The sequence below is a fragment of the Actinomadura soli genome, from assembly GCF_005889715.1.
In the GTDB taxonomy this organism is placed as follows: domain Bacteria; phylum Actinomycetota; class Actinomycetes; order Streptosporangiales; family Streptosporangiaceae; genus Spirillospora; species Spirillospora soli.
Map to the genome: position 1 here is coordinate 1 of NZ_VCKW01000002.1, position 25,769 is coordinate 25,769.

Genomic DNA, 25,769 nt, shown 5'->3' on the forward strand with positions numbered 1-25,769 from the left:
GACCGAGCACCCGCCCGCCCGCAGCTCATGCCACCCCGCAGCTCGCGGCGGCATAGCTCTGAAGCTATGCGGAATTAGCAGGCCCCATATGCCTCTGTAGCTGCCACCCTTCAACCTGGACGCCATCCACCTCCCCGGCCGCCCGTGCGCTCTCCACTCCTCCCTGCGGGCGGCCGGGGCATCTTCCTCTCGCTCCGCGACCCGGTCCCCGGGCACCGGCCGCCCGCTGCGCTGACCCGGAGCCGGTCACGCGTCGAGGCCGCCCCGGGTGACGAGCTGGCCCGCGATGACGTTGCGCTGGATCTCGTTCGTGCCCTCACCGACGATCATCAGCGGGGCGTCGCGGAAGTACCGCTCGACGTCGAACTCGGTCGAGTAGCCGTAGCCGCCGTGGATCCGGACGGCGTTCAGCGCGATCTGCATCGCGGCCTCGGAGGCGAACAGCTTGGCCATGCCCGCCTCCATGTCCACCCGCCGTCCCGCCTCGCCCTCCCGCGCGGCGTACAGGGTGAGCTGGCGCGCCGCCGTCAGCGACGTGGCCATGTCGGCGAGGTAGTTGCCGATCGCCTGGTGCCGCCAGATCGGCTTGCCGAACGACTCGCGCTCCTGTGCGTAGGCGAGCGAGTCCTCCAGCGCCGCCCGGCCCACGCCGAGCGCGCGGGCGGCGACCTGGAGCCTGCCCGTCTCCAGCCCCTTCATCATCTGGGCGAACCCCTTGCCCTCGGCCCCGCCGAGGACGGCGTCGATCGGCGCCCGATAGCCGTCGAAGGCGAGTTCGCAGCTCTCCACGCCCTTGTAACCGAGTTTGGGCAGGTCGCGGGAGATCGTGAGGCCCGGCCCGTGCTCGACGAGGAGGATCGAGATGCCCTTGTGCGCGGGCGTCGCGCCGGGGTCCGTCTTGCACAGCAGCGCGATCAGCTGCGAGCGCCTGGAGTTGCTGATCCAGGTCTTCGCTCCGTTGACGACGTAGCCCTCGGCGGTCCTGCGGGCGGTGGTGCGCATGGCCTGGAGGTCGGAGCCGCCGCCCGGTTCCGTCAGGGCCATGGTCGCCCGGACCTCGCCGGTCGCCATCCTCGGCAGGTAGCGGCGTTTCTGCTCATCCGTCCCGAAGTCCAGCAGCAGCTTGGCGACCACGGTGTGGCCGCCCATCGCACCGGCCAGGCTCATCCAGCCGCGCGCGAGCTCCTCGGTGACCAGGACGTAGCAGGGCAGGGAGACGGCGTTGCCGCCGTACTCCTCGGGAATCGCCAGGCCGTAGATCCCGAGCCGCTTCATCTGCTCGATCAGCGCCTCGGGATAGGCGTTGGCGTGCTCCAGCTCCCGGACGGCGGGCTTGACCTCGCCGTCCACGAAGTCGCGGACGGTCTCGACGACGAACCGCTCGTCGGCGGACAGGATGTCCAGGGTGCTCACTGTGTGCCCTCCTCGCTCGGTCAGATCACGCCGTCCGCGCGCAGGGCGTCGATCTCCGCGGCGGTGCGTCCCAGTTCGGTCAGGATCCGTTCGGTGTGCTCCCCCGCCGCGGGCACCGGATCCATGCGCGGGCGGACCCCGGCCAGGTCCGCCGGGGGTCGGAGGGCCTGCATCACGGCGCCCGGAAGGTCAACGTCGTGCCAGCGGTCGCGGTCGGCGAGCACCGGGTGGGCGACGAATTCCTGGACGCCGTTCACCCCGGCGTTGGCGATTCCCACCTCGTCCAGCGCTTCCATGACCTCAGCGCCGCCGGACCGCCCGAACCGTTCGGCGATGATCGCGTCGAGCTCGTCCCGGTGGGCGACCCGCGCGGATCCGGTGGCGAAGCGCGGGTCGTCCACCAGGTCCGGACGCCCGAGGAACCGCTCGCACAGCGCGGCCCACTCCCGCTCGTTCTGGACGGAGAACAGCACCTGCCCGCCGTCGGCCGCCGTGTAGGCGCCGTACGGGGCGATGGTGGCGTGCCGCGTGCCGATCCGCGGCGGCGGCGTGCCCCCGTACCGCGTGTAGTAGGCGGGCTGGCTCATCCATTCCCCCAGGGCCTCGAACAGCGAGACCTCCACGGCACGCGCCGTACCGGTGGTAGCCCGCGTGTAGAGCGCGGTGAGAATCCCGGAGTAGGCGTACATGCCCGCGGCGATGTCGGCGACCGACACCCCGACGCGCGCAGTGGCCTCGGCGGTGCCCGTGAGGGAGACCAGGCCGGTCTGGCACTGGACGAGCAGGTCGTACGCCTTCCGGTCCGCCCAGGGGCCGGACGTGCCGTACCCCGACACGGTGCACGGGATCAGCGACGGATACCGGGCGGTCAGGGACGCGGCGTCCAGCCCCAGCCGGGCGGCGGCGCCCGGAGCGAGGTTCTGCACGAACACGTCGGCTCCGGCGAGCAGCTCGTCCAGGACCTCGCGGCCGCGCGCGGACTTCACGTCCAGGGTCAGCGACTCCTTGGAGCGGTTGAGCCAGACGAAGTAGCTGGACTGGCCGTGCACCGTCGTGTCGTACCGGCGGGCGAAGTCCCCGCCCCCCGGCCGCTCCACCTTGATCACGCGGGCGCCGAGATCGGCGAGCTGCCGGGTGGCGAACGGCGCCGCCACGGCCTGCTCCAGGCTCACGACGGTGACGCCGGTCAGCGGACGTTCTGTCATGGCATCCATCATCGATGCTCATGATGCCTGGAGTAAAATGCTGATTCCTGATGTCTCCATGCTGAACGCGGATGGTGCGGGAACCAATGGACGTCAAGCAACTCAAAGCGCTCGTCACGGTGGCCGAAGTGGGGAGCGTGACCCGGGCCGCGGAGGTGCTGCACCTGGTCCAGCCTGCGGTCACGCGGCAGATCCGCACATTGGAGCGTGACCTGGGCGTCGCGCTGTTCGAGCGGACCCGGCAGGGGATGCGTCCCACGGACGCCGGCGTGATCCTGCTCGAACGCGCCCGGCGCGCCCTGAACGAGCTGGAGCGGGCCCGCGCGGAGATCCAGCCCGCACCGGGCGCGGTCACCGGCATCGTGACCATCGGGTTGCTCGACAGCGCCGGCGACCTGCTGGCCGAACCGCTCGTGTCCGCCATCGCCCGGGACCATCCGGGCATCGACCTGCGCGTGCTCACCGCGTACTCCGGGCACCTGCGGCAGTGGCTGGACGACGGCGACCTCGACCTGAGCCTCCTGTACGACCTGGACGGCACCCCGTCGCTGAACGTCCGGCCGCTGGTGCGCGAGAAACTGTGGGCGGTCGCGCCGCCCCCGGACGGGCTCCGGGCCGCCACTCCGGTCCCCTTCGAGCAGGTCGCGTCGCATCCCCTGGTGATGCCCGCGGCCGGGCACGGGCTGCGGGCGCTGATCGACGCGGCCGCCGCGCGGGCCGGGACGGCGATGAACGTCGTCGTCCAGACCAACTCCATGCACGTGCAGAAACAGCTCGTCCGGGCCGGTCACGGCTGGACGATCCTGCCCGGCGTCGGCATCGCCGGAGACGTCGCCACCGGTTCCCTGAGCGCGGCGCCGCTGTGCGAGCCCACGACGTGGCGCTCCATCGTGCTCGGCACACCCCGGGCAGGACGGACGGCACCCGCCACCGACGTCGTCGCCCAGGAACTGACCCGCCAGGTTCATGCGGCTCTGCGCCAAGGGCTGTGGCCTTCGGCGCAGCCGTCCGACAGCGCCCCGTGAATCCGCAAACCCTTAGATCCCGGCGAACGCCGTCCGCACCTGCTCGGTGCCGGCGCCGTTCCCGAGCAGGAGGCTGAGCAGGACGCGCGCCTTCGGACCGTCAAGGAACCCGGACGGGATGAGCCCGCGGGCGATGAGGTCGCGCTCGGACCCGGGAAAGCCGTACGTCGTCCGGAGCATGTCGCCGCCCCCGGTCCGCGAGGCGAGCACGACCGGCACGGCGGCGGCCAGCCGCTCCAACGCCGCGACGGTACGCGCCGGGACATGCCCGCCGCCGAACGCCTCGACGACGACCCCGGCGTAGCCGAGGGCGGCGACCTGCTCGATCAGACGTCCGTCGTCGCCGAAGCCCATGGTCAGCAGCGCCACCGGCGGTACAGGACCGGTGGGCGGAGGGACGGTGGCCAGCGGTGTGGTCCGCACCGCGATCCTGAGCCGTCCCTCGACGAGCCGGCCGACCGGACCGGCCGCCACCGACCGGAAGGCCGCCGGGCTCGACGTATGGGTCTTGCTGACGAACCGCGCCGCGTGGACCTCGTCGTTGAGCACCACCAGGCAGCCGAGCCCTCGCGCCTCGGGCGAGGCGGCGACCTGGACGGCGGCGCGCAGGTTCGCCGGGCCGTCCGGGCTCGCCAGCGTCGGGTTGCGCATGGCCCCGGTCACGACGACGGGGTTCGGCGCGTCGATCAGCAGGTCGAGAACGAACGAGGTCTCCTCGATGGTGTCGGTCCCCTGGACGACCACGACCCCCGCCGCCCCGGCCTCGAAACGCGCGTTGATCTCCGCCGCCAGGGCGATGAGGTCCTCGAAGGTGAGGTCTCCGGACGGGCACTGCCGGAAGGCCACCGCCTCCAGCCCGCCCGAGCCGTCCAGCCCCGGGACGGCGCCGTCCAGCCCGGGGACGGCGTCCAGCAGTTCCTTCGCCCCGAGCCGGGGCGCGACCCCGCCCCCCTCGCCTCCCGGCGTGCCGGTGGACGCGATCGTCCCACCGAGCGAGAACACCGTGACCATCCGACGCCCTGTCACCATTCCTGCGCGGTCACCATTCATGCGTGGCGGGCAGATCGCTGACGAACTGCTTGAGCGCGGCCTCCATCGTCCATTCCATTCCGCGTCGCAGGACCTCCTGCGCCGCGGTGGCGTCGCGCCGTTCCACGGCGGCGTGGACCTCCTCCATCGAGGCGGCGGCGCGGTGGATGCGATCGCCGTCGACGAGCATGAGCCGGCTGTACCTGGCCGATCGCACGTACATCGTGTCCAGGTTGCTCAGCATCTGCGGGCGGTCGGCGAGCGAATAGAGGTAGCGGCGGTAGTTCCAGCTGTGCCCGACGTACTCCGGCCATTCCGCCTTGCTGTGCGCGGCGTGCTGGATCTTCTCCAGGGCGCCGCGCAGGCGCTCGATGTCGTGGTCGCGCACCTGCTCGACCGCCCGGCGCGTGAGCCACCATTCCAGGCTGACCCGGATCGTCCAGACCTCCTCGAATTCCTCCAGGCTCATCGGCGCCACCCGCATCCCGGAATGGGGACGGCTGACCACCAGACCCGCCGCGGCCAGCTCGATCAGCGCCACCCGCACCGGAGTGATGCTGACGCCGAAGTGCGCCGCGAGCTGACGCAATGGCAGATGCGCCCCGGGAGCGAGGTCGCCCTCGGCTATCAGCCGGCGCAGTTCCTGCGCGATGCGCTGCTCCACCGTTTCGGTGACCTGCGGCTGGCTCCCGGCGTCGCTGGGCAGGTCCAGCTTGATGGCGCGAGACGACCGATCGGATGGCGACGCCTTCGCCCGCGACGACGGCTCGCTGCTCATTCTCTGCTCCTCCTGGTGGGCGTGCCGATGGGGGTACGGCTGTCGCGGATCATGACAGATGCGCCGGCCGTTGAGGATGGCGGACGAACCGTTCGATGATCTCGGCGGCGCGCTCCGGCCGCTCCAGTACCAGATAGTGACCGCAGCTCTCCAGAATGTGCAGCTCCGCGTCCGGGATGGCTTTCACGGCCGTGTCGAAGCCGACGCCGCTGGCCGCCGGGACGGGCGGTGTCATCTGGTCCTCGTCCCCGCCCAGCAGCAGGGTCCGCGGCAGCCGGGGCAGCAGGTCCGAGAGGTCCATCGCCTCCAGGCTCTCGGTGCCCGCGACGAACGACGCCGGGTCGTTGGAGCCCATTCCCGTCCTCAGCCGGTCGAGGATCTCCGCGGCGTCCGGGCGGTCGTAGAAGGCGCGGGAGAACCCCGCCGCGGCCGTCTGGTCGGCGGCCTGGACCATGCCGCTGTCCAGCGCGCCGCGCTTCCAGGTGTGCCGCATGTGCCGGGCGGCGTTGTCGTAGCGGAAAAGGCAGCAGGACAGGATCAGGTCCTTCACCACTTCGGGGTGGCGGGCCGCGAGGGTGGTGGCGACAAGGGCGCCCATCGACGTGCCGTGCACGTGGACGGGACCGCCGGCCAGCCGCTCGATGAATTCGGCGAGCTGACCGGCCCATTCGGCGACGCCCAGCGGACCGTTCGCGACGCTCTCGCCATAGCCGGGCAGGTCCAGGTCGATCACGTCGAAGGAGCCGACGAGATGCGGTGTCAGCATCGCGAAGTTCCGGTAGCCGAAACCGCTCCCGTGAATGTGCAGGATCGTCGGGCCGCTTCCCCGGCGCTCGTACCAGATCACGGATCCGTCGCTCAATTCGAGCGTTCCCACGCTCACCTCCCGTGCTCGTCGTGTCAATGGCCGCGAAACGGCGGAGAATCAGCCCTGGCCGATCAGGTCCAGCGTCTCCGCGAATGCCTGGCGCAGGGGTGTCGGCCGATAGTCGCCCCCCGCGAGTTTCTCGAAGGCGCGCACGCTGAACCGGTGCGGGAATCCCAGCCGTCCCGGCTCGGTGCCGATGGAGACACCGGGACGCAGCTCCCGGACGAGGTCCACGGCGTCCTGCATGCTCGCCACCGTGCCGGGCAGGTTGTAAATGCCCTGATCGGTCTCATCGAGGCCGTTGACGAGGATGAACGCCCTGGCGACGTCTCGGACGTACTGCCAGGAGAAGACGTCGTCCGAATACGGGACCACGGAGTCCTCGCCGCGCGCGGGCCGGTCGAAGAGGTGCTCGGTGAACAGGCCCTCGCCGCGTTCCTTGCCCTGCCCGTACACCAGGCCGATGCGCAGCCCGACGGTGTTGAGCCCGTACCGCTCGCGGTACGCGAGGGAGATGCCCTCGGCGTAGGACTTGGTGACGCCGTAGACGTTGTCGGGGCAGTGCCGGCTGGACTCGGTGAACTCCTCGGCGCCGTCGTCCGCCCGCGTCTGGTGGCCGAACACCGCCATCGAACTCGCCCAGGTGAAATGGGTGACGCCGTGCGCCAGCGCGACCTCCATCAGGTTCTGCGTCCCGACGACGTTCACTTCGAGCGCGTGGAACGGGTCGTCCTGCGACGCCGGTGCCAGCAGCGAGGCCAGGTGGATGATCCGGCCGACCCGGTGCTCGTGGGCGATGCGCATCAGCCGCCTGAGGTCCCGGACATCGCCCTGGACGGCCGTCACCCGCGGGGACCTCGGCGGCGGCCCGGCGGCGGGGGCGTGGTCCAGCGCGACGACATCGGCTCCCGCCGACACCAGCTCGCGCACCACGTACCTGCCGACGAAACCGGACGCGCCCGTGACCAGGGTCGTCATCGGATCGAACCTTCCTCTCGCGTAGCGGCCGAGAACCGCCCGCCGTACCTTCGCAGCAGGCGGACGAACGCGCGGTCGGCGCACAGCCCCAGCGCGCCCAGCGTGATCAGCGCGGCGAAGACGCCGCGGACATCGGTGTTGGCGGTGCCCTCGGTGATCAGGACGCCGAGCCCGGACTCGGCGCCGAGCATCTCGGCCGTGACCACGGTCATGAAGGCGTTCCCGAGCGCGATGCGCACCCCGGAGAAGATGTAGGGGAGGCTCGCGGGCAACCGGACGGCGAAGAACAGCCGGACCGGGCTCGCGCCGTACGTGCGCGCCATCCGGATCATGTCGCGCGGGACGGCCTTCACCCCGGCGGCCGTGTTCACGGCGACGACGAACACCGAGGTGTAGACGATCAGCGCGACCTTGGACGTCTCCCCGGAGCCCAGCCACAGCAGCGCCGGGGCGAACCAGGCCAGCGGCGGGATGAACCGGAACACGTTGATGAACGGTTCGAGCAGCGCCTCCAGGACCCGGCTCGACCCCGACAGCAGCCCCAGCAGGACTCCGGCCAGAGACCCGGCGAGCAGGCCGGACAGGACACGCATGACGCTGGCGACCGACGCGGTCGGGATGTTCCCGCTGGTCAGGCCGTCGAGCAGGGTGGAGCCCGTGTCCGCGGGCCCGGGGAACAGCATCGGTTTGCCGTAGGCGCGGGAGACGACCTCCCACCCGATGAGGATGACGCAGATCCCGGCGAGGGCCACGGGCGCCCCGCGCAGCCGTGCCCGCCGCGCGGCGGCGCGCCGCGTCCGGTTCGCCGCGCCGTCGCCGGTCCTGGCCCGTGTCGTCGCGCTCACGTGTTCACCTGCCCGGCGTAGAAGCGGGCGAGGCCGCGATGGGTGACGACGCTGAACACCCGGTCGGCCAGCAGCCCGGCGGCGCCGAGCAGCAGGATCCCGGCGAACATCGTCGCGGTGTCGAAGAAGATGCGCGAGTCGTAGATCAGGAAGCCGATGCCGTCCCTGCCCGCGACCATCTCCGCCGCGACGACGCTCATGAACGCGTAGCCCAGCGAAAGGCGCATGCCGGTGACGATGTACGGCACGGCGCTCGGCAGGACGATCGACGCGTGGATGCGCAGCCGGGAGGCCCCGAACGTGCGCGCCATCCGCACCTTGTTGACCGGCACCTGGGTCAGGCCCGTCAGGGTGTTGATGGCCACCGGGAAGACCGTCGCGTAGACCACGATGAACCGCAGCGAGCCCTCGCCGACGCCCAGCCAGATGGTGGCGGGGACGATCCAGGCCACCGGTGTCACCGACCGGAGGAAATGGACGACCGGTTCGAGCGTCAGCGCGACGCTCCGGACGCTGCCGATCAGGCCGCCGACCGCGACCCCGAGGGCGCTGCCCAGCGCGAACCCGACGACCACCCGCCGCAGCGTGATGAGCAGCTGGTCGCGCCGCTCCGGATCCGACAGCACGTCGCCCAGCGCCGACAGGCAGGTCAGCGGGGTGGGGAAGATCAGCAGGTTGTCCTTCCACAGCGCCGCGCCATGCCAGGCGAGCACCGCCAGCAGGATGGCGAGGACGTTGAGGGCGAGCCGCTGCCAGCGCCAATGTCCCGCCCCAGGCCCGGCCCGGTTCACCCGGGCTCCCCGGCGGCGGCCGGTGGACGGGACTTCGCGGCGGTGACCGCCTCCTCGACCTCCCGGTACAGCTCCGCGAACTCCGCGGCGCCGCGTGCGCGCGGCCGGGGCAGCGGGTTGTCCATCACCGTCTGCAGCCGCGCGGCAGGTCCGGAGGTCATCACCCCGATCCGGTCGCCGAGGATGAGCGCCTCGGAGATGTCGTGCGTGATGAACAGCACCGTCCGCTGGGACTGCTCCCACAGGCCCGCCAGGGCGTCCTGCAGGGTGGTGCGGGTCTGCGCGTCCAGGGCGCCGAACGGCTCGTCCATCAGCAGGACGGGCGCGTCCACCACCAGGGCGCGGGCGATCTGGACGCGCTGCTTCATCCCGCCCGACAGCTCGTGCGGGAACTTGCCCTGCTGCCGGTCCAGCTCGACCGTTTCGAGCGCCTGCCGCACGCGCCGGGTCCGCTCGGCGGCAGGCGTGCGCAGCGCCCGCAGCCCGAACTCGACGTTGTCCCGGACGTTGAGCCAGCCCAGCAGGGAGTCGTCCCCCTGGAAGATGACCGCGCGGTCGGGTCCGGGGCCGGTGATCGGCTTGCCGTCCATGCTGATCGAGCCCGTGGTCGGACGCTCGAACCCGGCGACCTGGTTGAGGATCGTGGTCTTCCCGCATCCGCTGGGCCCGAGCAGGACGAAGAACTCCCCGCGCCGCAGCTCCAGGCTGACGTCCCGCAGGATCGGCTGCGGGCTGCCGGGATAGGCGAAGGAGACGTCGTCGATGACGACGAACGCCTCGTCGGACGGACGCGGACGCGAATCCGTGATCGGTGGGGTCATGCGCTGCCTCTCCCGCCAGCTGTGGTGTCAGGGGTCATCGGGGTGTCCGTGCTCATGGGCCCAGCGCGGCGATCAGCCGCTCCCCCGCGAGGGCGATGTGCGACTCGGGGTCGGGCACGGTGCTGCTCAGCACGGCACCGGTGATCCCGGTCTCCCGCTGGAACGCCCGCAGCCGCTCGGCGACGCCGCCCGCGGTGCCCACCGCCGCGAAGCGCTCGAACAGGTACGCCTCTTCCTCCGGGTAGTCGTCCAGAAGCCGCCCGTTGGCCCCGGACGCCTTGGCGTGCGCGGCGAAGTCGTAGCGGGCGAACGCCTGTTCCAGGCCCGGACGCAGCCGGGCCGGGACGTCCCGGGCGGCCATCCCGGTGCCGATGGCGTGCCGGGCGACCGCGAGGACCGAGGCGCGCACGGCCTCGCGTGCCCGCGCGGCCTCGTCCTCGCGCTCCACCAGGTGGCCGATCAGGAAGACCCGGGCGCTCGCCGCCGGGCCCGCCGCCCCGGTGAGCCGCCGCGTCCAGGACGCGGACAGCCCGCCTCCCAGCACCAGGCCGTCGATGCCGGCGGCCATCGCCGCGGCCGCCTTCGGCCCGCTCGCCGCGAGTTCCAGCGTCACGCCGTCCGGCGCCGCGCCGCGGATCGTCCGCAGCGCGGCGCCGACCTGCTCGGCCGGGGCCGGACGCAGCCCGACGCTGTGAACCGCCGAGTCGCCGGTGCCCATGACGAGCGCCAGCCGGTCCGGGGAGTACAGCGTCGCGAGCGCGGCGACGTCCGCCGCGTGCACCGACGGGTGACGGGTGACGGGATTGGTGACGAACGGGCCGACCTTGATCCGTGCCGTCCGGGACAGGATCAGCTGCACGGTGGGGTACATGGCGCCGAACAGGTGCGAGGAGTCGGCGACGCCGAAGCGTCCGATGCCGGTGCTCTCGGCGATCTGGGCCAGGCGCAGCGCTCGGGACGGCGACACCGGCAGGTGTGAGATCCCGATTTCCACGAGTCGTACCTCCACTGGGCCGACGGATACCGGTCGGACGGGGGCCAGGGGCGGGCCGTTACCGGTCGGACTCCTGGACCCAGCCCGTCTCGACGAGGCTCTTGGCGTCCACGCGCGCCTTGATGTTCTTGCGCTGGAGCTGGTAGTCGGCGATCGCCTGGATCTGCTCGATGCTCTTGGGGTCGAACGCGAGGCTGAAGTCGACCTGAGCGAGGATGTTCCGGACCGCCGCGTCGTCCGTCATCCCGGTCAGTTCCTTGGCGAACGTGACGACCTCCGCCTCGTTGGCCTTCATGTAGGCGGCCGTCTCGCGCAGCCCGCGCAGGACGCGCAGTGCCGTGTCCTTGTCCTCGTAGATCTTCGGACCCGCCGACACGTAGCCGTAGAACGGGAGCAGGCCGTCGTCGCCGCCCCACCAGGTCACCTTGGCGCCGCCGCGGCTGGCCACGGCCTTGGAGACGTTGGGCTCGAAGTGGATGACGGCGTTGGCCTTGCCCTGCGCGAACGACGGGACGAGCTGCGCGAACTTGGCGTCCAGCACCTTGATCTTGGACCGATCCAGCCGGTGGTGCTCCACGAACCTGTCGAACCAGTAGTTGGCGGTGGAGTTCGACTGGAACCCGACCGTCTTGCCTTCGAGGTCGGACGGCTTGCTGATGCTGCCGTCGGTGACGAAGCCCCACCACTTGGCGGACGTCGCGTTGTGGCCGATGACCTTCACCCGCGCCTTCCGCGCCGCCAGGCTGACGACCGGGAACCCCGCCACCGTGGTGAAGTCCGCCTGGCCGGTCGCCACGGCCTCCGTGCCCTCCACGCCGGTCGGGTACTTCTGGAGCTTGGCGTCCAGCCCCTGCTTCTTCAGGAAGCCCTTCTGCACCGCGAAGTACAGCGGTATCCCGAAGAAGTCCGGCTGGGTCGCGACGGTGATCTTCTTCGCTCCGCCCTCGCCGTCCGAGCCGTCCCCGCCGCAACCGGCGAGGACGAGCGACGCGGCGACCAGCACCGAGCCGAGAACGCGTGCCCGAATCCTCATGAATCCCTCGCTTTCCGCGGCGCGCCGCCGACCCGTGCCGGGCCAACGCAGGTTCGCTTCTCTGACCGCCACCGAATCCACGGTCGTGGGGAAGTGGCGCCGCTCACGTCCGCGGATGTTGTCACATACAACATCTTGCCGTCAATGGACGGCAACGGCGGATTAAAGCGGAGACCGGCGCGTCTGAGCTGCGGATCCACCGGCAGAGCGCACCAACCGACCGTCAGGTGAAGGGGTTGCGGCCCGGGCGCGGGGCCCGGACGGAGCCGTCAGGCGAAGAGGGCGACGAACCGCCAGTCGAGGACGTCGGCGGGTGCCGCCCCAGCGCGGACCGACCGGACGAGCGAACGCAGATGCGCCAGCCCGCCCTGCGCGAGGGGCTCGGTCCGCTCGACCTCGATGGTGCTGGTCAGCGTGTCACCCTCACGGACCGGGCCGGTGTGGTCGCAGCCGTGCCACCCGACGACGGTGACGAGGTCCGGCAGGGCCCGGACCGCCTGGTGCAGAGCGATGCCTATGGTGTGGCCGCCGTAGACCAGCCGTCCCTGCTCGCCGGCGGTGGCATCGTGGTGCACCTTGGCCACGTTCAGCGTGAGGCGGGCCAGCTCGGGCGCCGAGGACACGACGTCCCCGCCGGTCACCTGGTAGACGTCCCCCTGCGCGAGCCCGGCGAAATGGCGGCCGGGCAGCGCGTCCCGGTAGGCGGCGAGGTCCCATCCGGACGCGACCGCGGCCAGGTCGTCCCGTCCGGGGGGAGCGCCGAGCGCGGACAGGTCGTCGGCGTGCCCGGTCTCGGCGGCCTGGTCCCGCAGCGGCAGCATGGCGCAGCGCCAGAAGTCCAGGATCGGGAGGTCGTCCTGGTCGACCGTGCTGATCCGCAATGCGGCCAGCCCTGTGGCGGGCCGTCCGGGGCGGCGGGAGTTCTGCCGGAGGCCGACGACCTCGGTGGTGGTGCGCAGGGTGTCGCCCAGCCTGGGCGCCCGCCGGAAGACGACCCCACGGTAGAAGAGGTTCGCCACGACCGTGTGCGTGGCCGTGGTCGACTGGCCGATGGCGACGTCCCAGACGAGGTTCGGGGCGGCCAGGACGCCGTCGCCGAGCACCCGCCGGGACAGCCCGTGATCCAGGACGAGCGGTGACCGGCACCCGACGACTGCCTGATGAGCGGCGGCAAGGCCCTCGGTGAGGGTCCGCGCGGGAGCGTCCTCGAACCGCAGGCCGTGGTGAAGGTCCTCGAAGTAGGGGCCGTCGACCGTTTCCACGCGCGGGCTCAGCATCGGTCACCTCCGGCTCGGGCCGGCGGGTTCCTCGGAAAGCCAGGCCAGCGAAGACACGAACCTAGCAAATCCGTTCGATACGACCGCACCAGGCTGCGGATATGCACCGGCGGCAGCGGTGGCGCCGCTGCCGCCCGCAATCGGGTGGGCGGTCGTCAGCCGGCGTCGTCGAGGACCTCGTGCAGCTTGCGCGCGAAGTCCTCCGGCTGCCCGGTCTGGCCGAACTCGCCGCCCAGGAAGCCGGCGTGGTGGCTCGGGAACACCGTCGCCCGCTGACCGAGCAGTTCGGCCATCGCCACCGACGTGCGCCCGGTGAAGGTGTTCGCGGACTCCTCCCCCACCGCGATCACGATCCGCGTCGGTGCCCCGGTCAGCGCCTCGACGTCGGGCCGGTAACCGCTGACCGCCCACGAGCGGTCGGACAGGAGCGGATCGTCACGGGAGCCGTCGTCCTCGGCGGGTATCCCGAAGGCGGCGGGGTCGGGCACGGGCTGGGCGAAGTAGTCGCCGGTGAACTCGCCATCCCACATCGTCATCGCGATGAAGGCCGCCATGCCGGCGCCCCAGCCCTTGGCCTCGTAGACGTCCCGGATGCCGGCCCGGGCGCGCTCCACGGCCGGGGCGTCGGGAAGCACCGAGATGAGCGGCGGCTCGTGCGCCACCAGGGTGCTCACGTCGCCGGGGTGGGCCGCCACGAGGGCGAGCGCGGTCACCGCGCCGCCGCTGCTGGCGAACATCTCGACCGGGCCCGCGCCGAGCGCCCCGATGAGGGCGTGCAGGTCGCCGGCCTGGGTCTCGGCCGAGTGGTCGACCCGGCCGTCCTTGCGGGTGCTGCGGCCGAGGCCGCGCGGATCGTAGGTGATCACGGTCCGCTCCGGGAAGTGGGACGCGAGCGTGCCGAAGCCGCGGGCGTCCATGGGCTGGCCGATCAGGACCAGCGGCGGGCGCCCGTCCGCGGTCGGCAGCGGGCCGTGGATGTCGTAGACGAGGTCGACGCCGGGAATCTGAAGTGTCTGTGTGCTCATGCCCTGTTGACTGCCCCCACGTCCGGAACTCATCGAGCCCCCGGCTTCAAAACGCCCGCGACGGCGACGAGGGCGTAGACTCACCGTGACTAGGGTTTTCCCGACGCGGGCGGCCAAGCACGCGCCCCCTGGTTTCTGGATACTCGGCCCTTCGCGGGCCAGACAGGTCCGGCGTTATGACGCCGCAACACCATCCCGGCCGGACGGCCGGGGCCGGCCTCACCCATGAACGGTTCGCCGACCACACCGTCGTCGCCATCAGCGGCGAACTCGACATGTCCTCCACCCCCTCGCTGCGGGAGCGCCTGTACGTCGCGCTGCGGGACCCGGGCATGTACGTGATCATCGATCTGTCGGGCGTGACGTTCTGCGACGCGTCCGGGCTGGCGATGCTCGTCGGCGCGCGCCGCCGGGTGGAGGGGACCAGCACGACCCTGATCCTCGCCCGCCCGCGCCCGCAGACGGCCAAGCTGCTGCGGGTCACCGGGCTGCTCCACGCCTTCACCATCCATCACTCCGCCGGCTGGGCGCAGACCGCCGGCTCGGACCCGCGATCGGCCGCGGCCTGACCGCGGACGAGCGGGTGCGCGCGCTCCCGGTGCACCGGGCACAGTCCCGCCGGGCGCCGGGCCAAGGTGTGGTCTGCGCGGGTCCGGGCGGGGCCGGCCTCCGGACGGAGGAGGAAGCGTGATGACGACATGACCGTCGACGATCTGCCCGCGCCGAGCTGGGGGGCGCCCGAGGTGTCCCGCGGCGCGGACAACAGCCCGCGCGTGGCCGCGTCCTTCGACCTGATGGCGGCCGTCCTGGACGGGATCGAGCTGCCCGACCTGCTGACCCGCGTGGCCGAGCGGGCCCGCGCCATGGCGGGCGTTCCGCTGGCGTTCATCGCGCTGCCCGCCGAAGACGCCGTCACCCTGCGGATCGACATCGCGGTCGGCGCCGACAGCGATCGCGTACGCGGGCTGACGGTCCGGCGCGGCCGGTCGATGCTCGGCCGGGCGTTCAGCTCCCGGCGGGCGCTGTCGGCGCGGATCGTGGCCGACCAGACGCTCAGCACCCTGCCCGCCGGGCCCATCCTGATCCTGCCGCTGGACACCGGGGAGGCGACGCGCGGGGTCCTCGCCGTCCTCGGACGGCCGGGCGCGGAGCCGTTCTCCCCGTCCGCCGCCCACCAGCTGCTGCTGTTCGCCGACACGTGCGCCCGCTTCGTCCAGCTCGCCGAAGACCGGCGCGCGGCCGTCCGGCCGGGCCCCGGGGGGCGCGGCGATCGTCACGCTCCGCCCGCCGTCGCCCCTGCGGACGTGACGGATCATTTCGTCCGCGACTGGCCCCGTGGATGAGCAGAACCTGGGTGTGGTCCGCCAGGCGCGGGCCTGCCCCGGTTCAGGTGTGCCAGTGGCCGACCAGTTCCGCGTACAGGGGGCTTCGGCGCAGCAGCGCGCCGTGGGTGCCGAGGACGTGGGCGGTGCCGTCGAGGAGCAGGATCAGGTCGGCGCGCTCGGCGGAGCTGATCCGGTGGGCGATGACGATCAGGGTGCCGCCCCGGTCCGCGAGCGCCTGTTCGGCACGGGCCTCGGCCGCCGGGTGCAGGTGGCTGGTCGCCTCGTCCAGGACGATGACCGGCGCCGGGGACAGGTACGCCCGCGCCAGCGTGACGAGCTGGCGTTCGCCCTGCGAGAGCGTGGCGCCTCCGGGCGGGATCGCGGCGTCGTATCCGCCGAGGCGGTCGACGGTCTCGGCCAGCCCGACCGCATGGACGGCGTCGTCCAGCCGCGTTTCGGCGGGGTGGGGGCACAGGTAGGTCAGGTTCTCGCGCAAGGTCCCGGCGAAGACGTAGCTCTCCTGCGGGATGAGGGTGATGGCCGTCCTCGTCCACGCGGGGTCCAGGGGCGCTCCGCCGAGCGTGATGCGGCCGCGCTGCGGTGCCGATAGCCCTGTGAGCAGGTCGGCGAGGGTCGACTTGCCCGCCCCGCTGGGGCCGACCACGGCCAGGTGCGTGCCCTCCGGGACGTGGAGCGACAGGTCGTCGATCACGGGCGCCGCCCGCGGGGAGTAGGCGAACGTCACCCGCCGGGCTTCGAGGTCGAAGGGCCTGGCGGCGGCCGGGACGGCGGTCGCGGCCGGAACGGCCTCCGGGGCGGTGGCGCAGATCTCGGCGAGCCTGCCGAGGACCACCGCGAGGCTGAGCAGCAGGGTCCCTCCCGCGTCGACGAGGACGGTGATGCCCGGCTGCAGCCCGGTGACGAGGTAGGCGGCGGCCCCCGCGATCTCCCCCGTCGTGAACCCCTGGTGCGCGGTCAGGTAGGGGGACAGCAAGAGCAGCGCGAGCAGCGGGAGGTGCACCCCGAACGCCAGCACGGGCACGCGGACCAGGCGCGTCCGGGCGTAGGCGCGCAGGGCCCGTGCCTGGGCGTCGACGACCCGTCCGACCGTGGCGGACGCGCGGTCCTCCGCGGCGCAGGCGACGACGTCCCGGACGCCGTGGACGATCACGGCCGCGGCCTCGCCGATCTCCTCGGCCCGCAGCACGACGGCGCGGTAGCGGCGGACCTGGACCCCGGCGAACGCGCCGAAGATCCCCAGCCCGATCGCCACCGAGAGGGCGGCCACCAGCGCCAGCCGCGGGGACAGCAGGGCCAGCCCGACGAGCGCGGCGACACCGGCCGACAGGAGCTGCCGGACGTTGCGCAGCGCCGATCCGAGCAGCGCCCGGACGGCCTCGGCCTGCTCGGTGACCTGGGAGACCCCGGCGCCCGCCGCTCCCCGCGTCCCCCCGCGCAGGACGGCGGTCACGACCTCGTCCACCAGGGAGTCGCGGAGCGGCTCGACGGTCGCGGCGAGCCACGGGTAGATCCGGCCCGTCGCCACGGCGCCGAGGGCGTACAGGGCGGCGAGGGCGGCCAGCCAGGCCAGGCCCGCCATCGGACGTCCGGCGAGGAAGCCGTGGTCGATGGCCCGGGCCAGCAGGAGGCCGGAGGCGAACGCCGGGAGCGCCTCGACCGCCGACCACGCGCCGAGCCGCCGCATCGCCGGCCACTGCCCGCGGACGTGCCGGTGCAGGAGGCGGGCGGCGGGCGCCGCCGTCACGTGCCCGCGGCTTCCGGTGCGGCGGCCGGACGCGTCGCGAACACGGCGCGGTAGCCGGGGTCCGGCCAGAGTTCGGCATGGGGCGCGAGCACGCGTATCCGGCCCGCGTCGAGCCAGGCGACGAGGTCGGCGCGGGCGGCCGTGGCCGGACGGCGGGCCACCACGAGACTGGTCCGGCCGGCCAGGACGCGCTGCAGTGCCTGGGTCACCCTCAGCTCCGTGGCGGTGTCGAGGCTGCTGGTGGCGTCGTCGAGGACGACGATCCTGGCGCCGGTGAGAGCGGCCCTGGCCAGGCCGAGCCGCTGCAGCTCGCCGCCGGAGAAGGGGGCGCGGGCGAGCGGGGTGTCGTACCCGTCCGGAAGCGCCCGGACGAAGCCGTCGGCCGCCGCCGCCCGGGCGGCGCGGCGGACCTCGGCGCGCGTCGCATCCGGACGGGCATAGGCGATCGTGTCGTGCACGGTGGCGCCGAGCAGCGCGGGGCGCTCGAAGGCATAGGTGACGGCGTGCCGCAACCGTGGGAGCGGAAGGTCGGTCACGGGCACGCCGTCGAGCTCGACGACCCCGCCGTCCGGGTCGAGGAGCCGGCCTATGGTCGACACCAGCAGGCTCTTCCCCGTCCCGGAGGCACCGACGACGGCGACGGTGGTTCCGGGCGGGACGTCCAGGTCGAGGCGGTCGAGGACGGCACGGTCACCGATCCGGACGGTGACCTGCCGCAGCCGGAGCCGTCCGGGGCCATCCGGAAAGGGCACCGGACGTGCCGGCGGCCGCACCGCTGGGACGGCCGCCAGCACCTCGTTGATCCGGCCCGCGCCGACCTGGCAGTTGAGCAGCGCGACGAAGGTGTCGAACAGGGAGGCCGAGGCGACGGCCATGGCGGCGTAGGACGCGCTCGCCACGAGCTGGCCGGGGGTGACGTCGCCGGTGGCCAGGCGCATTCCGGCGACGCCGACCACCAGGACCTGGGTGAGGGGCGCGAGGAGCGCGAGACGGCGCCCGGCCCGGCCCTGCACCGCCCAGGTCTCCTCGCCCGCCCGGCGCAGTTCGGGGAGCGGTGCGAGGATCCGCCGGGTCTCGGCGGCGGCGGTGCCGCTCGCGTGGATCGTCCGGATGCCCTGCCGGGCGTCCAGCAGCCGGGTCGCGATCGCCGCCTGGCAGACCTGGTAGCGCGCGAACGGGTCGGTGGCCCGCGTGACGAACAGGCGCAGCGCCACGGCCAGCGGCGGCACCCCGGCCGCGAACGCCGCCGCGAGCCACCAGTCGATCATGGCGAGCGCGGTCACGGCCCCCGCCGTGGTCGCCAGCGCGGCCGCGGCCGTCACCACGAGGACGGGGAACGCCGAAGGCCCGGACGCGCTCTCGGTGAGCCGGGAGAGCACGTCGCCGGTGGGGAAGCGCCGCCGGCCGTGCGGTCCGAGCGCCAGCACCCGTGCGAGCAGCCGGTGCCGGAGCCAGACGGTGATGTGGCTGCCGCAGTAGGCGCCGAGGACGTCCTCCCCCGCGTCGGCCAGGAGCGCGACGCTCAGGGTGATGGCCAGATGCGCCGTGGCGGCGCCGAGATTCTCCTGGGTGTGGGCGGCGTCGACCGCCCTGGCCAGCATCAGCGGCGTGATCAGCATCGCCGTGACACGGATCGTCGTGAGCACCGACAGCAGGGCCATGCGCACCCGGAAGCGGCGCACGGCCTCGCGCAGCAGCCGCCGCCCACCCGCCCGGAGGGCGGCGGACGCCCCCGGTCCGCCGGGCAGCGGGACGGACCCGCCGGCGCCGGCGGAGACTGTCGGTTTCCGGGTCACGCTCGTCGGCCCCGTTTCCGTTCGCGCGGAAGTTTCCTAGACTCGTAGTGGGTCCGGTCACGGACCGGCATCAGCCGGTCCGTGACCGGGGTTCTGCGGGCCGGAATCCTCTCAGGGGTCCCGGGTTCCGCATGGGGCGCGCGGTACTACGCGCAAGAGACGCCAACGCATACCGTGTTCAGCAGCGTCAGCAGGCCGGCGCACACGCACGTGCCTCCGAGCTGGATCCCCTCGAGCTCGATGGGGTCCGACTCGGGCAGCTCCTGCAGAGCGGCCACGAGGTCACCGTCGAACGTGTCCATGTCTTCACCTCCTTTCCTGGTCGGTGGCGTAGGTTCGCTCCGCGGTGAGGCAGAAGCGGACCACCGCTGCACGCAGGACCGCTTGCCAGGCCTGGACGACGCCCTGGTGGCCGTCGTCGACCTCCAGGTAGTCGAAGTCGACCCCTTCGGTCCTGCCGAGTTCGAGGAGGCGCCGCCGCAGCGCCCGGGACTGCCCGACCGGGACGATCTCGTCCCGGGCGCCGTGGGCGATCAGCAGCGGCGCGGTGATCGACGTGCACGCCCGCAGCACGTCACGTCCGGCTCCCGGTCCGCCGCCCGGGCCCGCGCCCGCGCCTGCCGCGCGCCGGCTCAGCCGTGCGACGCGCTCCCTGACCGCGCCGCGGGCGGCGGCACGCAGACCGTCCGCCGAGGTGAAGGGCGCGAGCGCCGCGCAGCCCGACCACAGCTCCGGCGACCGGCAGGCCGCGAGCAGGGCGAGGAAGGCGCCGTAGCTTCCGCCGAGCACGACCGGGCGGGGCAGTCCCGCGGCGTCCCGGTCACGGGCGATCGCGCTCGCCAGGTGGACGACGTCGTCCAGGTCGGGGCCGCCCCAGTCGCCGATGACCGGCCGCAGGTGCCGCTCGCCATAGCCCGTGCTGCCCCGGTAGTTGGGCGCGACCACGCCCGCGCCCGCGGCCGCGAGGTGCTGGAAGAGCGGCTCGAACTCGAACCGCCAAGCCGCCAGCGGGCCGCCGTGCAGGGCCATCACGAGGCGCGGGCGATTCAGGCCGCCGTAGACGATCGCCTCGATCGGCCCCGCCGGGCCGGGCAGCTCCATCAGCTCGGCGCGCTGCCAGCCGCCGGTGCCGGTGCCGGTGGCGTCCGGGGCCAGTGACCAGCCGGACGGTGCCGGGTCGTCACCGGCCCCGGACGGTGACCCGCCGGGCCGCGCCGGACCGGGCACCGTCGCCAGGGTGGGCGGACGGTGCGGTGCGGAGAAGCGCACGTGGATCCGGCCGTCGTCCGCCCACCGGGCGGGCGCCCACACCATCCCGCGCGGGCCGGGGATCGCGGTGATCCGGTCCGCCGCCGGGGTGTACACCGCGAGCCGCGCCGCCGCGCCGCGGATCTCCCTGACGAGCAGGCGCTCGCCCGCGGCGTCGAAGGTCAGCGGCGTCCGGAGGCCGGACGACCGGTTGAGCGTCTCGGGGAACCGGATGGGGCCGCCGCCCGGGAACCGCAGCCCGGTCCGCTCGGCGCCCGGCTGCTGGGCGCCCGGCGACGTGGTGGTGACGGCCAGGGCGCCCGAGCGGAGGCTGTAGGCCGCGATGCGGTCGGTTGTCGTGTCGGCCACCGACCAGACCCGGCGCCAGGTGCGTTCGCGCAGGTCGACCAGGATGCCGTCGGTGCGGTGCCCCGGTGCGGTGTGGTCGAGGGCGAGGGTGCGGCCGTCGTCCACCCAGACGCCGCCCGCGAGCGTCCCGGGGATGCGCAGGACCGGTTCGAGGCCGGACGCGGTGAGCCGCCAGATCCGCGAGTTCCGCCCGTCCTCGACGGTGACGAGCAGCGCCGTCCGCGCCGGTCCTGGCCCGGCGAGCAGGAACCCGCCGAGCATAGCCGGGACCGGCCAGGACCGGGTGACCTGGAGCCCGGACCCGGCCGGTCCCACCGCGAGCACGGTCCCGTGCCCGGCGGGTCTTCCGTGATCGTCGGTCGCCGGCCGCACGAGCAGGACGCGGCCGTCGTCCAGCGGCAGCGCTCCGCAGTGCCGGTCGATCACCGGACCGTCGATCATCAGCCTGCCGACGCCGGCGCGGTCGAGCGCGCGGCGGGACGGCGCGGGACACGCGAGGTCCCATCGTTCGAGCGTGACGTCGTCCTGCACGGTGCTCAGGCAGGCGGCCCACCGGCCGCCCGCGGAGAACGCGAACCCGAACCGGCTCGGCACGAGCCGCGCCTCCGGGAGGGCGAGGCCCGGCGCGACCCTCACGACGCCCGCCCCGAACCGATCGCGGCGGCGTCGGCCGTCCACAGGCGGGGGGCGCCGTGCAGCAGCCGCAGCAGGAAGGCCAGGACGCCGCTCATGCCGTCCCCCCACGTCACCGAGACCTGGCCGAACTCGTCGGGGAACACGCTGTGCCCGTCGCGGTGCGCCCGGTTGGCGACGATGATCTCGGCGAGGCGCCAGGCGCCGTCGCGGTGGCGGTCCTCGCCGGTGAGCGCCGCGAGGTCGAGGAGGAAGTCGCCGTTTCCGGCCAGCCCGTGGCACTGCCCGAGCGGGGCGCGCCAGCGGTCGTCCATGACCGCCTGCGCTGAGCGCCCGGCGTACTGGACGAACCGCTCGTCGCCGGTCGCGGTGCCCAGCCGCGCCAGGAACGCGCCGATCCCCGCCGCGCCGTGGCACCAGTACGGCGCCGTCGGTGCGTCCCCGGGACCGGCGCCCCACTGCGCCGACCGCTCGGTGACGGCCGCCGCGGCGAGCAGGTGCTCCCCGACGTCGGCGGCCAGGCTCCGGTAGTCGCCGCGGCCGGTCGCCTCGGCGCAGGCGATCAGGAAGGACCCGACCCCGGCGATGCCGTGCGCGAACCCGTAGTACCGCTGCCCGGCGAGCTTGGACTCGTGCTGGGCGGGGGTGCTCCAGCCGAGCCCGTCCGGCCCCCGCTCGACGCCCGCGACCAGCGCGTCGGCGGCGGCCACGGCACGGTCGGCGTAGCGCTCGCGTCCCGTGCGGGCCCACAGGTGGAGCGCGGTCAGGCCGATGCCCGCGGTCCCGTGCGTGACGTCGGGGCCGGGCACGGCGGTCGGCAGGCGGTCGGCCACGGCCAGCGCGGCGTCGACCAGAGCGCCGTCGTCCAGCGCCAGCCCGGCGTCCAGGACGGCCCATGCGGCGCCCGCGGTGCCGAAGTAGAGCCCGGCGGGACGCGCCGTGCCGTCGTCCAGTCGCGTGAGGATCCACCGGCTCGCGTCCGCTATCGCCTCCGGAAGGCCGGGGGCGGGGACGGCGGCGAGCTCGTGGCAGCGGACCAGCGCGCCCAGGACCCCGGCGGCGCCGTGCTGGACGCTGCACGGGTCAGGTGCTCCGTGAACGCAGGACGCGGGCCATAAGGTGACGCCCTCCCCGCGGGTCATCGAGGTGAGCAGATGCCCGACGATGCCGGAGGCCGCTCGCTCGCACTGCTCCCGCAGCCACTCCGGGCCGTCGCCGTCCGGGCGTGCGGTCACCCCGTCGCCGGGGGTCGGGACAGCAGCCGGGGCCATCGCCGCTCTAGCGGACGGGACGTCCGGCCGGCCCGCGGTCAGGGCCGCGAGCGTCTCGCGGGCCTGCGCCGGAGACCAGCGGTGGCCGGGGTCGTCGGCCATCAACCCGAGGAGCAGGGCGGTCACGGCCGCGGGCGGTTCCAGGTCGCGGGTGCGGGCCCGCAGCCACTCGGCGAGCCGTCCGGTCAAGGACCTCGGGGCGGGACGCTCGTCCAGGAGGAAGGGCGGGCCGCCGGTGATCACATGGCAGAGGGTCGCGCCGAGGCCGAAGTGGTCGGCGGTGGGGTGGGGGTCCGCCCCGTCCATCTGCTCGGGTGCCGCGTAGCCGGGGGTGCCCGCGCGCAGCGGCGCCTGTTCGGAGTCTCCGGCGGTCACCGCCAGTTCCAGGTCGATGAGGACGGGCGTGCCGTCCGGACGGACCATGATGTTGTTCGGGTTGAAGTCGCGCAGGACGAGCCCCGCGCCGTGCGCCTCGATCATCAGCCCGGCCAGCCGGTGCGCCATCTCCAGCGCGGGGGGCAGGTGCGGCCCCCAGCCGCGGTCGGCGATCAGGTCCGCCGTCCACTGCCGCAGCGAGGTTCCCGGGATCAGCTGCTCCGCCAGGAACAGGTGCCCGCTCTGGGTGAACAGCTCGACCGGACGCGGCGCGAGCCCCAGGGGCTCGATGGCGGTGAGCGTCCGTGCCTCCGTCCGGAGGCGGTCGCGGATGTCGGCCCCGCTCTCGTCGGCGGCCACGTGCGGGCGCGCCTCCTTGATCACCACGGGGTCGCCGGTGCGGGTGTCGACCGCGCGGTACACGCCGCCCTTGTTGGTGTGGCGGATCGCCTCGCGGACCGCGAACCGCGTTCCGATGAGGATCTCGCTCCGGCCGCCGGCCGCACCGCCATCGGCGTTCCCGCCGTTTCCGCCATTGGCCCCGGCGGTCGCGGGCTGACCGCTCGGCCGGTGATCCGGGAAGGGACATTCCACCCAGGAGGGAGGCAGGTATCTGCCGGTGCGCCGGTCCTCCACGGCATTGCCGTCGGGGTCGAGGATCATCCAGGCGTAGAACCCGTCGTTGGTGATCCGGCGATCTTCGATGAAGGCGCCGTAACGGTAATGGACGAGGCTGCCCGGAGCGTAGGGCCGATCGGACAGAATGCGCGGCCCGGGCAGGCCCTCCGTCGCCCGGTGCAATTCCAGCGCCAGCCGGACGGCCTCGCCGTCGCTCCGCGGATAGACGGTGATGAACTTGCCCGAATGGCCGCGGGAAGTGTTGCGCGCGTTCAGCGCCGCGACGTGGTCGTGGCCGGCGGCGAACTTGAAGGAGGAGCCTCCGGCGAGGAGCACCGCGAGCGAGCGCGAGAGCACCTCGACGGCCGAGGCCGGCGTGGCGGAGACGTGCAGCTTCCATCCCTGTGCTGGGCAGATCCCGTCCTCTGGCTCGACGTGGCACCACAGGGCGCCGCGGCGCACCGTCCACCGGGACGTGCCGGACGGCGCGGCGAGCGCCCGGTCCAGCACCTCGATCAGACGGCCGTCCCCGGCGCCGGGAGACGCCGCGCCGGAGAAGACGCTGAAACTGAATTCCGCCATGGTGGATTGCCGCCCTCTTTGCGCTTCGTCCCGGTTTCCTGGTCCGTTTCGCGGTGTGATCTCGCCGTCTTTCCGATCTATCGCCTTAGCTCATTTAATGGAGGTATCCGGCGAACGAGAACACGGTAGCCACGGAACCCCGGAGGCACCAGAGGAGGCCCGTCGAGGGCTTTTACCAAAGCGATACAAGAGCCTTACCGGCACCTGAAGATCGTGGGACGAATGTGGCGGGCAGAGATGATCCAAATACTAGCGGCGCCCTGAAATGCGAATAATGTCCGCCTCGAATGTCTAAGGAATCGGTCTGGATTTTACCAATTCGGCGGCGAATCAGTTTCGGCACCGGTCATGGCCGGTCACCGCCACATCCGCCGCTGGCGGATCGCCGACGCGGTGTGCTACGTGCCGGTCGCCGCCGTCCGGTAGGGGCGGAAGAAGGCGCGGAGTTCCTCGGCGTAGAGCTCGGGTTCCTCGAACGGCGCGAAGTGCCCGCCGCGCGGAGGCTCGGTCACGTGCACGGCGTTGGTGGTGCGCTCAAGCCACGCCCGCGGGGGCCGGACGATGTCGCCGCGGAAGAGCGAGAACCCGGACGGCACCTCGACCCGGCGGGCGTGCTGGGCGGCCGGGATCGCGGCGTTCGCGTGGTACATGCGCATCGACGAGCCGATCGTCCCCGTGAGCCAGTACAGGGTGACGTTCGTGAGGATCTCGTCCTTGGTGAAGCGCCGCTCGACGTCCCCGCCGCAGTCGCTCCACGCCCGGAGCTTCTCGACGATCCACGCGGCGAGCCCGGCCGGCGAGTCGGTGAGCCCGAACGCGGCGGTCTGCGGTTTCGTGCGGTGGACGGCCCCGTACGCGCCCTCGGCGGCGCCCCACTCCGCGACGGTCTGGAACCAGGCGCGCTCTTCGGGGGTGAGATCGGCCGGGTCGCCGGTGAACACGGGCAGGCCCCCGTCCATCCGGTGGACGGCCACGACGCGGCCGGGATGGTCGAGCCCGAGGTAGCGGCTCACGTGGCTGCCGAGGTCCCCGCCCGCCGCGCCGAACCGCTCGTAGCCGAGGACGCGCATGAGCTCGGCCCACAGCCCGGCGACGGCGATGGAGTCGAGCGGCCGACCGGGACGATCGGAGTAGCCGAAGCCGGGAATGTCGGGTACGACCACGTCGAACGCGTCGGCGGGGTCGGCGCCGTGCGCGCCCGGGTCGGTGAGAAGCGGGATGACCTTCGCGTAGCGCCAGAACGAGTCCGGCCAGCCGTGGCTGAGGACCAGCGGCAGGACGGGCCCGGCCGGTGCGGCCGCCCGGGCGTGCACGAAGTGGATCCCGAGCCCGCCGAGCCGGACGCGGAAGCGGGGGAGCCGGGAGAGCCACGCCTCCTGCGCCGGCCAGTCGAACCCGTCCGCCCAGTAGGCGACGAGTTCGCGGAGGTAGGCGACGTCGGTCCCGAGCGACCACCCGGCGTCCTCGGGAGCGTCCGGCCAGCGCGTCGCGCGCAGCCGCGCACGGAGATCCTCAAGCGCCGCGGGCTCGGTCTCAGCCGTGAATGCCTCGGGAAGATGCGCCGTGTCCGCCATGATCCACACCCTACGCGCGCCGCCGCATCGCAGCCTTTAGGAGTTCACCGGTGATGATCACCGTCGATGGCCCCGGGAATGGCGCCTGAGCACCGGAGGCGAGGAGAAACTGCCGGAAGAAGCTCCCCTTT

The 25,769-nt window shown here is 73.1% G+C and carries 22 protein-coding genes; 3 read left to right on the forward strand and 19 right to left on the reverse strand.

The features are described from left to right. Positions 1–246: 246 nt before the first annotated feature. A complete protein-coding gene (locus ETD83_RS00775; RefSeq protein WP_138643089.1) occupies positions 247–1,413 on the reverse strand; it encodes an acyl-CoA dehydrogenase family protein in 1,167 nt (388 codons plus the stop codon). A gap of 20 nt (positions 1,414–1,433) precedes the next feature. Then, positions 1,434–2,618: a CaiB/BaiF CoA transferase family protein gene (locus ETD83_RS00780; RefSeq protein ID WP_138643090.1), complete on the reverse strand. Its 1,185-nt coding sequence runs from the start codon at positions 2,616–2,618 to the stop codon at positions 1,434–1,436. 86 nt (positions 2,619–2,704) lie between these two features. On the opposite strand from ETD83_RS00780, the gene ETD83_RS00785 reads away from it, so the two are divergent. Further along, a complete protein-coding gene (locus ETD83_RS00785; RefSeq protein ID WP_138643091.1) occupies positions 2,705–3,643 on the forward strand; it encodes a LysR family transcriptional regulator in 939 nt (312 codons plus the stop codon). 12 nt (positions 3,644–3,655) lie between these two features. Here ETD83_RS00785 and ETD83_RS00790 read toward each other — a convergent pair whose 3' ends face one another. The 11 genes from ETD83_RS00790 to ETD83_RS00840 all read right to left on the reverse strand — a co-directional run bounded on the left by ETD83_RS00790 (position 3,656) and on the right by ETD83_RS00840 (position 14,082). Beyond that, entirely contained in the window at positions 3,656–4,654 is a 999-nt protein-coding gene (locus ETD83_RS00790) for an asparaginase (protein ID WP_205717419.1), read from the reverse strand. A gap of 28 nt (positions 4,655–4,682) precedes the next feature. Beyond that, positions 4,683–5,450 carry a GntR family transcriptional regulator gene (locus ETD83_RS00795; RefSeq protein ID WP_138643093.1) on the reverse strand — a complete coding sequence of 256 codons (768 nt, stop codon included), beginning with the start codon at positions 5,448–5,450 and terminating at the stop codon, positions 4,683–4,685. Between the two features lie 49 nt (positions 5,451–5,499). Continuing rightward, positions 5,500–6,327 carry an alpha/beta fold hydrolase gene (locus ETD83_RS00800; protein ID WP_171063957.1) on the reverse strand — a complete coding sequence of 276 codons (828 nt, stop codon included), beginning with the start codon at positions 6,325–6,327 and terminating at the stop codon, positions 5,500–5,502. Positions 6,328–6,375: 48 nt separating this feature from the next. Then, the gene (locus tag ETD83_RS00805) at positions 6,376–7,296 is read right to left on the reverse strand and encodes an NAD-dependent epimerase/dehydratase family protein (protein WP_138643095.1); all 921 of its coding nucleotides are present in this window, start codon (positions 7,294–7,296) and stop codon (positions 6,376–6,378) included. Further along, on the reverse strand, positions 7,293–8,141 hold the full coding sequence (locus tag ETD83_RS00810) for an ABC transporter permease (protein ID WP_138643096.1): 849 nt from the start codon (positions 8,139–8,141) through the stop codon (positions 7,293–7,295). Before ETD83_RS00810 ends, ETD83_RS00805 begins: the two co-directional genes overlap by 4 nt. Further along, positions 8,138–8,932, reverse strand: a complete 795-nt coding sequence (locus tag ETD83_RS00815) for an ABC transporter permease (RefSeq protein ID WP_171063958.1) — start codon at positions 8,930–8,932, stop codon at positions 8,138–8,140. The genes ETD83_RS00810 and ETD83_RS00815 overlap by 4 nt, the downstream gene beginning before the upstream one ends. Further along, the gene (locus tag ETD83_RS00820) at positions 8,929–9,753 is read right to left on the reverse strand and encodes an ABC transporter ATP-binding protein (RefSeq protein ID WP_138643098.1); all 825 of its coding nucleotides are present in this window, start codon (positions 9,751–9,753) and stop codon (positions 8,929–8,931) included. Before ETD83_RS00820 ends, ETD83_RS00815 begins: the two co-directional genes overlap by 4 nt. A gap of 52 nt (positions 9,754–9,805) precedes the next feature. Next, the gene (locus ETD83_RS00825) at positions 9,806–10,747 is read right to left on the reverse strand and encodes an LLM class flavin-dependent oxidoreductase (protein WP_171063959.1); all 942 of its coding nucleotides are present in this window, start codon (positions 10,745–10,747) and stop codon (positions 9,806–9,808) included. Between the two features lie 58 nt (positions 10,748–10,805). Continuing rightward, positions 10,806–11,780, reverse strand: coding sequence for an ABC transporter substrate-binding protein (locus ETD83_RS00830; protein WP_138643100.1), 975 nt, complete (start codon positions 11,778–11,780; stop codon positions 10,806–10,808). A 269-nt stretch (positions 11,781–12,049) separates the two neighbouring features. Next, positions 12,050–13,057 carry a MaoC family dehydratase gene (locus ETD83_RS00835; RefSeq protein WP_138643101.1) on the reverse strand — a complete coding sequence of 336 codons (1,008 nt, stop codon included), beginning with the start codon at positions 13,055–13,057 and terminating at the stop codon, positions 12,050–12,052. Between the two features lie 155 nt (positions 13,058–13,212). Next, positions 13,213–14,082 (reverse strand): alpha/beta fold hydrolase, encoded by an 870-nt coding sequence (locus ETD83_RS00840; RefSeq protein WP_138643102.1) that lies wholly within the window; start codon positions 14,080–14,082, stop codon positions 13,213–13,215. Between the two features lie 176 nt (positions 14,083–14,258). Between ETD83_RS00840 and ETD83_RS00845 the strand changes: the two genes are divergently transcribed. Both ETD83_RS00845 and ETD83_RS00850 read left to right on the forward strand, forming a co-directional pair. After that, positions 14,259–14,651 carry an STAS domain-containing protein gene (locus tag ETD83_RS00845; protein WP_138643103.1) on the forward strand — a complete coding sequence of 131 codons (393 nt, stop codon included), beginning with the start codon at positions 14,259–14,261 and terminating at the stop codon, positions 14,649–14,651. Between the two features lie 129 nt (positions 14,652–14,780). After that, on the forward strand, positions 14,781–15,425 hold the full coding sequence (locus tag ETD83_RS00850; protein ID WP_138643104.1) for a GAF domain-containing protein: 645 nt from the start codon (positions 14,781–14,783) through the stop codon (positions 15,423–15,425). A gap of 43 nt (positions 15,426–15,468) precedes the next feature. Here ETD83_RS00850 and ETD83_RS00855 read toward each other — a convergent pair whose 3' ends face one another. The 6 genes from ETD83_RS00855 to ETD83_RS00875 form a co-directional block, all read right to left on the reverse strand. Continuing rightward, positions 15,469–17,172, reverse strand: a complete 1,704-nt coding sequence (locus ETD83_RS00855) for an ABC transporter ATP-binding protein (RefSeq protein WP_138643105.1) — start codon at positions 17,170–17,172, stop codon at positions 15,469–15,471. Then, positions 17,169–18,968, reverse strand: coding sequence for an ABC transporter ATP-binding protein (locus ETD83_RS00860; protein WP_138643106.1), 1,800 nt, complete (start codon positions 18,966–18,968; stop codon positions 17,169–17,171). Before ETD83_RS00860 ends, ETD83_RS00855 begins: the two co-directional genes overlap by 4 nt. Positions 18,969–19,114: 146 nt before the next feature. Then, positions 19,115–19,270: a VenA family class IV lanthipeptide gene (locus tag ETD83_RS42195; RefSeq protein ID WP_171063960.1), complete on the reverse strand. Its 156-nt coding sequence runs from the start codon at positions 19,268–19,270 to the stop codon at positions 19,115–19,117. Positions 19,271–19,274: 4 nt separating this feature from the next. After that, positions 19,275–21,221, reverse strand: coding sequence for a S9 family peptidase (locus ETD83_RS00865; protein WP_138643107.1), 1,947 nt, complete (start codon positions 21,219–21,221; stop codon positions 19,275–19,277). Beyond that, positions 21,218–24,064, reverse strand: coding sequence for a class IV lanthionine synthetase LanL (lanL, locus tag ETD83_RS00870; RefSeq protein WP_138643108.1), 2,847 nt, complete (start codon positions 24,062–24,064; stop codon positions 21,218–21,220). The genes ETD83_RS00865 and lanL overlap by 4 nt, the downstream gene beginning before the upstream one ends. 398 nt (positions 24,065–24,462) lie before the next feature. Then, positions 24,463–25,638: an epoxide hydrolase family protein gene (locus tag ETD83_RS00875; protein WP_138643109.1), complete on the reverse strand. Its 1,176-nt coding sequence runs from the start codon at positions 25,636–25,638 to the stop codon at positions 24,463–24,465. Positions 25,639–25,769: the final 131 nt, after the last annotated feature.

Coding starts and splice junctions, on each gene's coding strand:
- ETD83_RS00780 (WP_138643090.1), bottom strand. CDS start 2,618: ATGACAGAACGTCCGCTGACCGGCGTCACCGTCGTGAGCCTGGAGCAG.
- ETD83_RS00785 (WP_138643091.1), top strand. CDS start 2,705: ATGGACGTCAAGCAACTCAAAGCGCTCGTCACGGTGGCCGAAGTGGGG.
- ETD83_RS00790 (WP_205717419.1), bottom strand. CDS start 4,654: ATGGTCACGGTGTTCTCGCTCGGTGGGACGATCGCGTCCACCGGCACG.
- ETD83_RS00795 (WP_138643093.1), bottom strand. CDS start 5,450: ATGAGCAGCGAGCCGTCGTCGCGGGCGAAGGCGTCGCCATCCGATCGG.
- ETD83_RS00805 (WP_138643095.1), bottom strand. CDS start 7,296: ATGACGACCCTGGTCACGGGCGCGTCCGGTTTCGTCGGCAGGTACGTG.
- ETD83_RS00820 (WP_138643098.1), bottom strand. CDS start 9,753: ATGACCCCACCGATCACGGATTCGCGTCCGCGTCCGTCCGACGAGGCG.
- ETD83_RS00830 (WP_138643100.1), bottom strand. CDS start 11,780: ATGAGGATTCGGGCACGCGTTCTCGGCTCGGTGCTGGTCGCCGCGTCG.
- ETD83_RS00835 (WP_138643101.1), bottom strand. CDS start 13,057: ATGCTGAGCCCGCGCGTGGAAACGGTCGACGGCCCCTACTTCGAGGAC.
- ETD83_RS00840 (WP_138643102.1), bottom strand. CDS start 14,082: ATGAGCACACAGACACTTCAGATTCCCGGCGTCGACCTCGTCTACGAC.
- ETD83_RS00845 (WP_138643103.1), top strand. CDS start 14,259: ATGACGCCGCAACACCATCCCGGCCGGACGGCCGGGGCCGGCCTCACC.
- ETD83_RS00850 (WP_138643104.1), top strand. CDS start 14,781: ATGACCGTCGACGATCTGCCCGCGCCGAGCTGGGGGGCGCCCGAGGTG.
- ETD83_RS42195 (WP_171063960.1), bottom strand. CDS start 19,270: ATGGACACGTTCGACGGTGACCTCGTGGCCGCTCTGCAGGAGCTGCCC.
- lanL (WP_138643108.1), bottom strand. CDS start 24,064: ATGGCGGAATTCAGTTTCAGCGTCTTCTCCGGCGCGGCGTCTCCCGGC.
- ETD83_RS00875 (WP_138643109.1), bottom strand. CDS start 25,638: ATGGCGGACACGGCGCATCTTCCCGAGGCATTCACGGCTGAGACCGAG.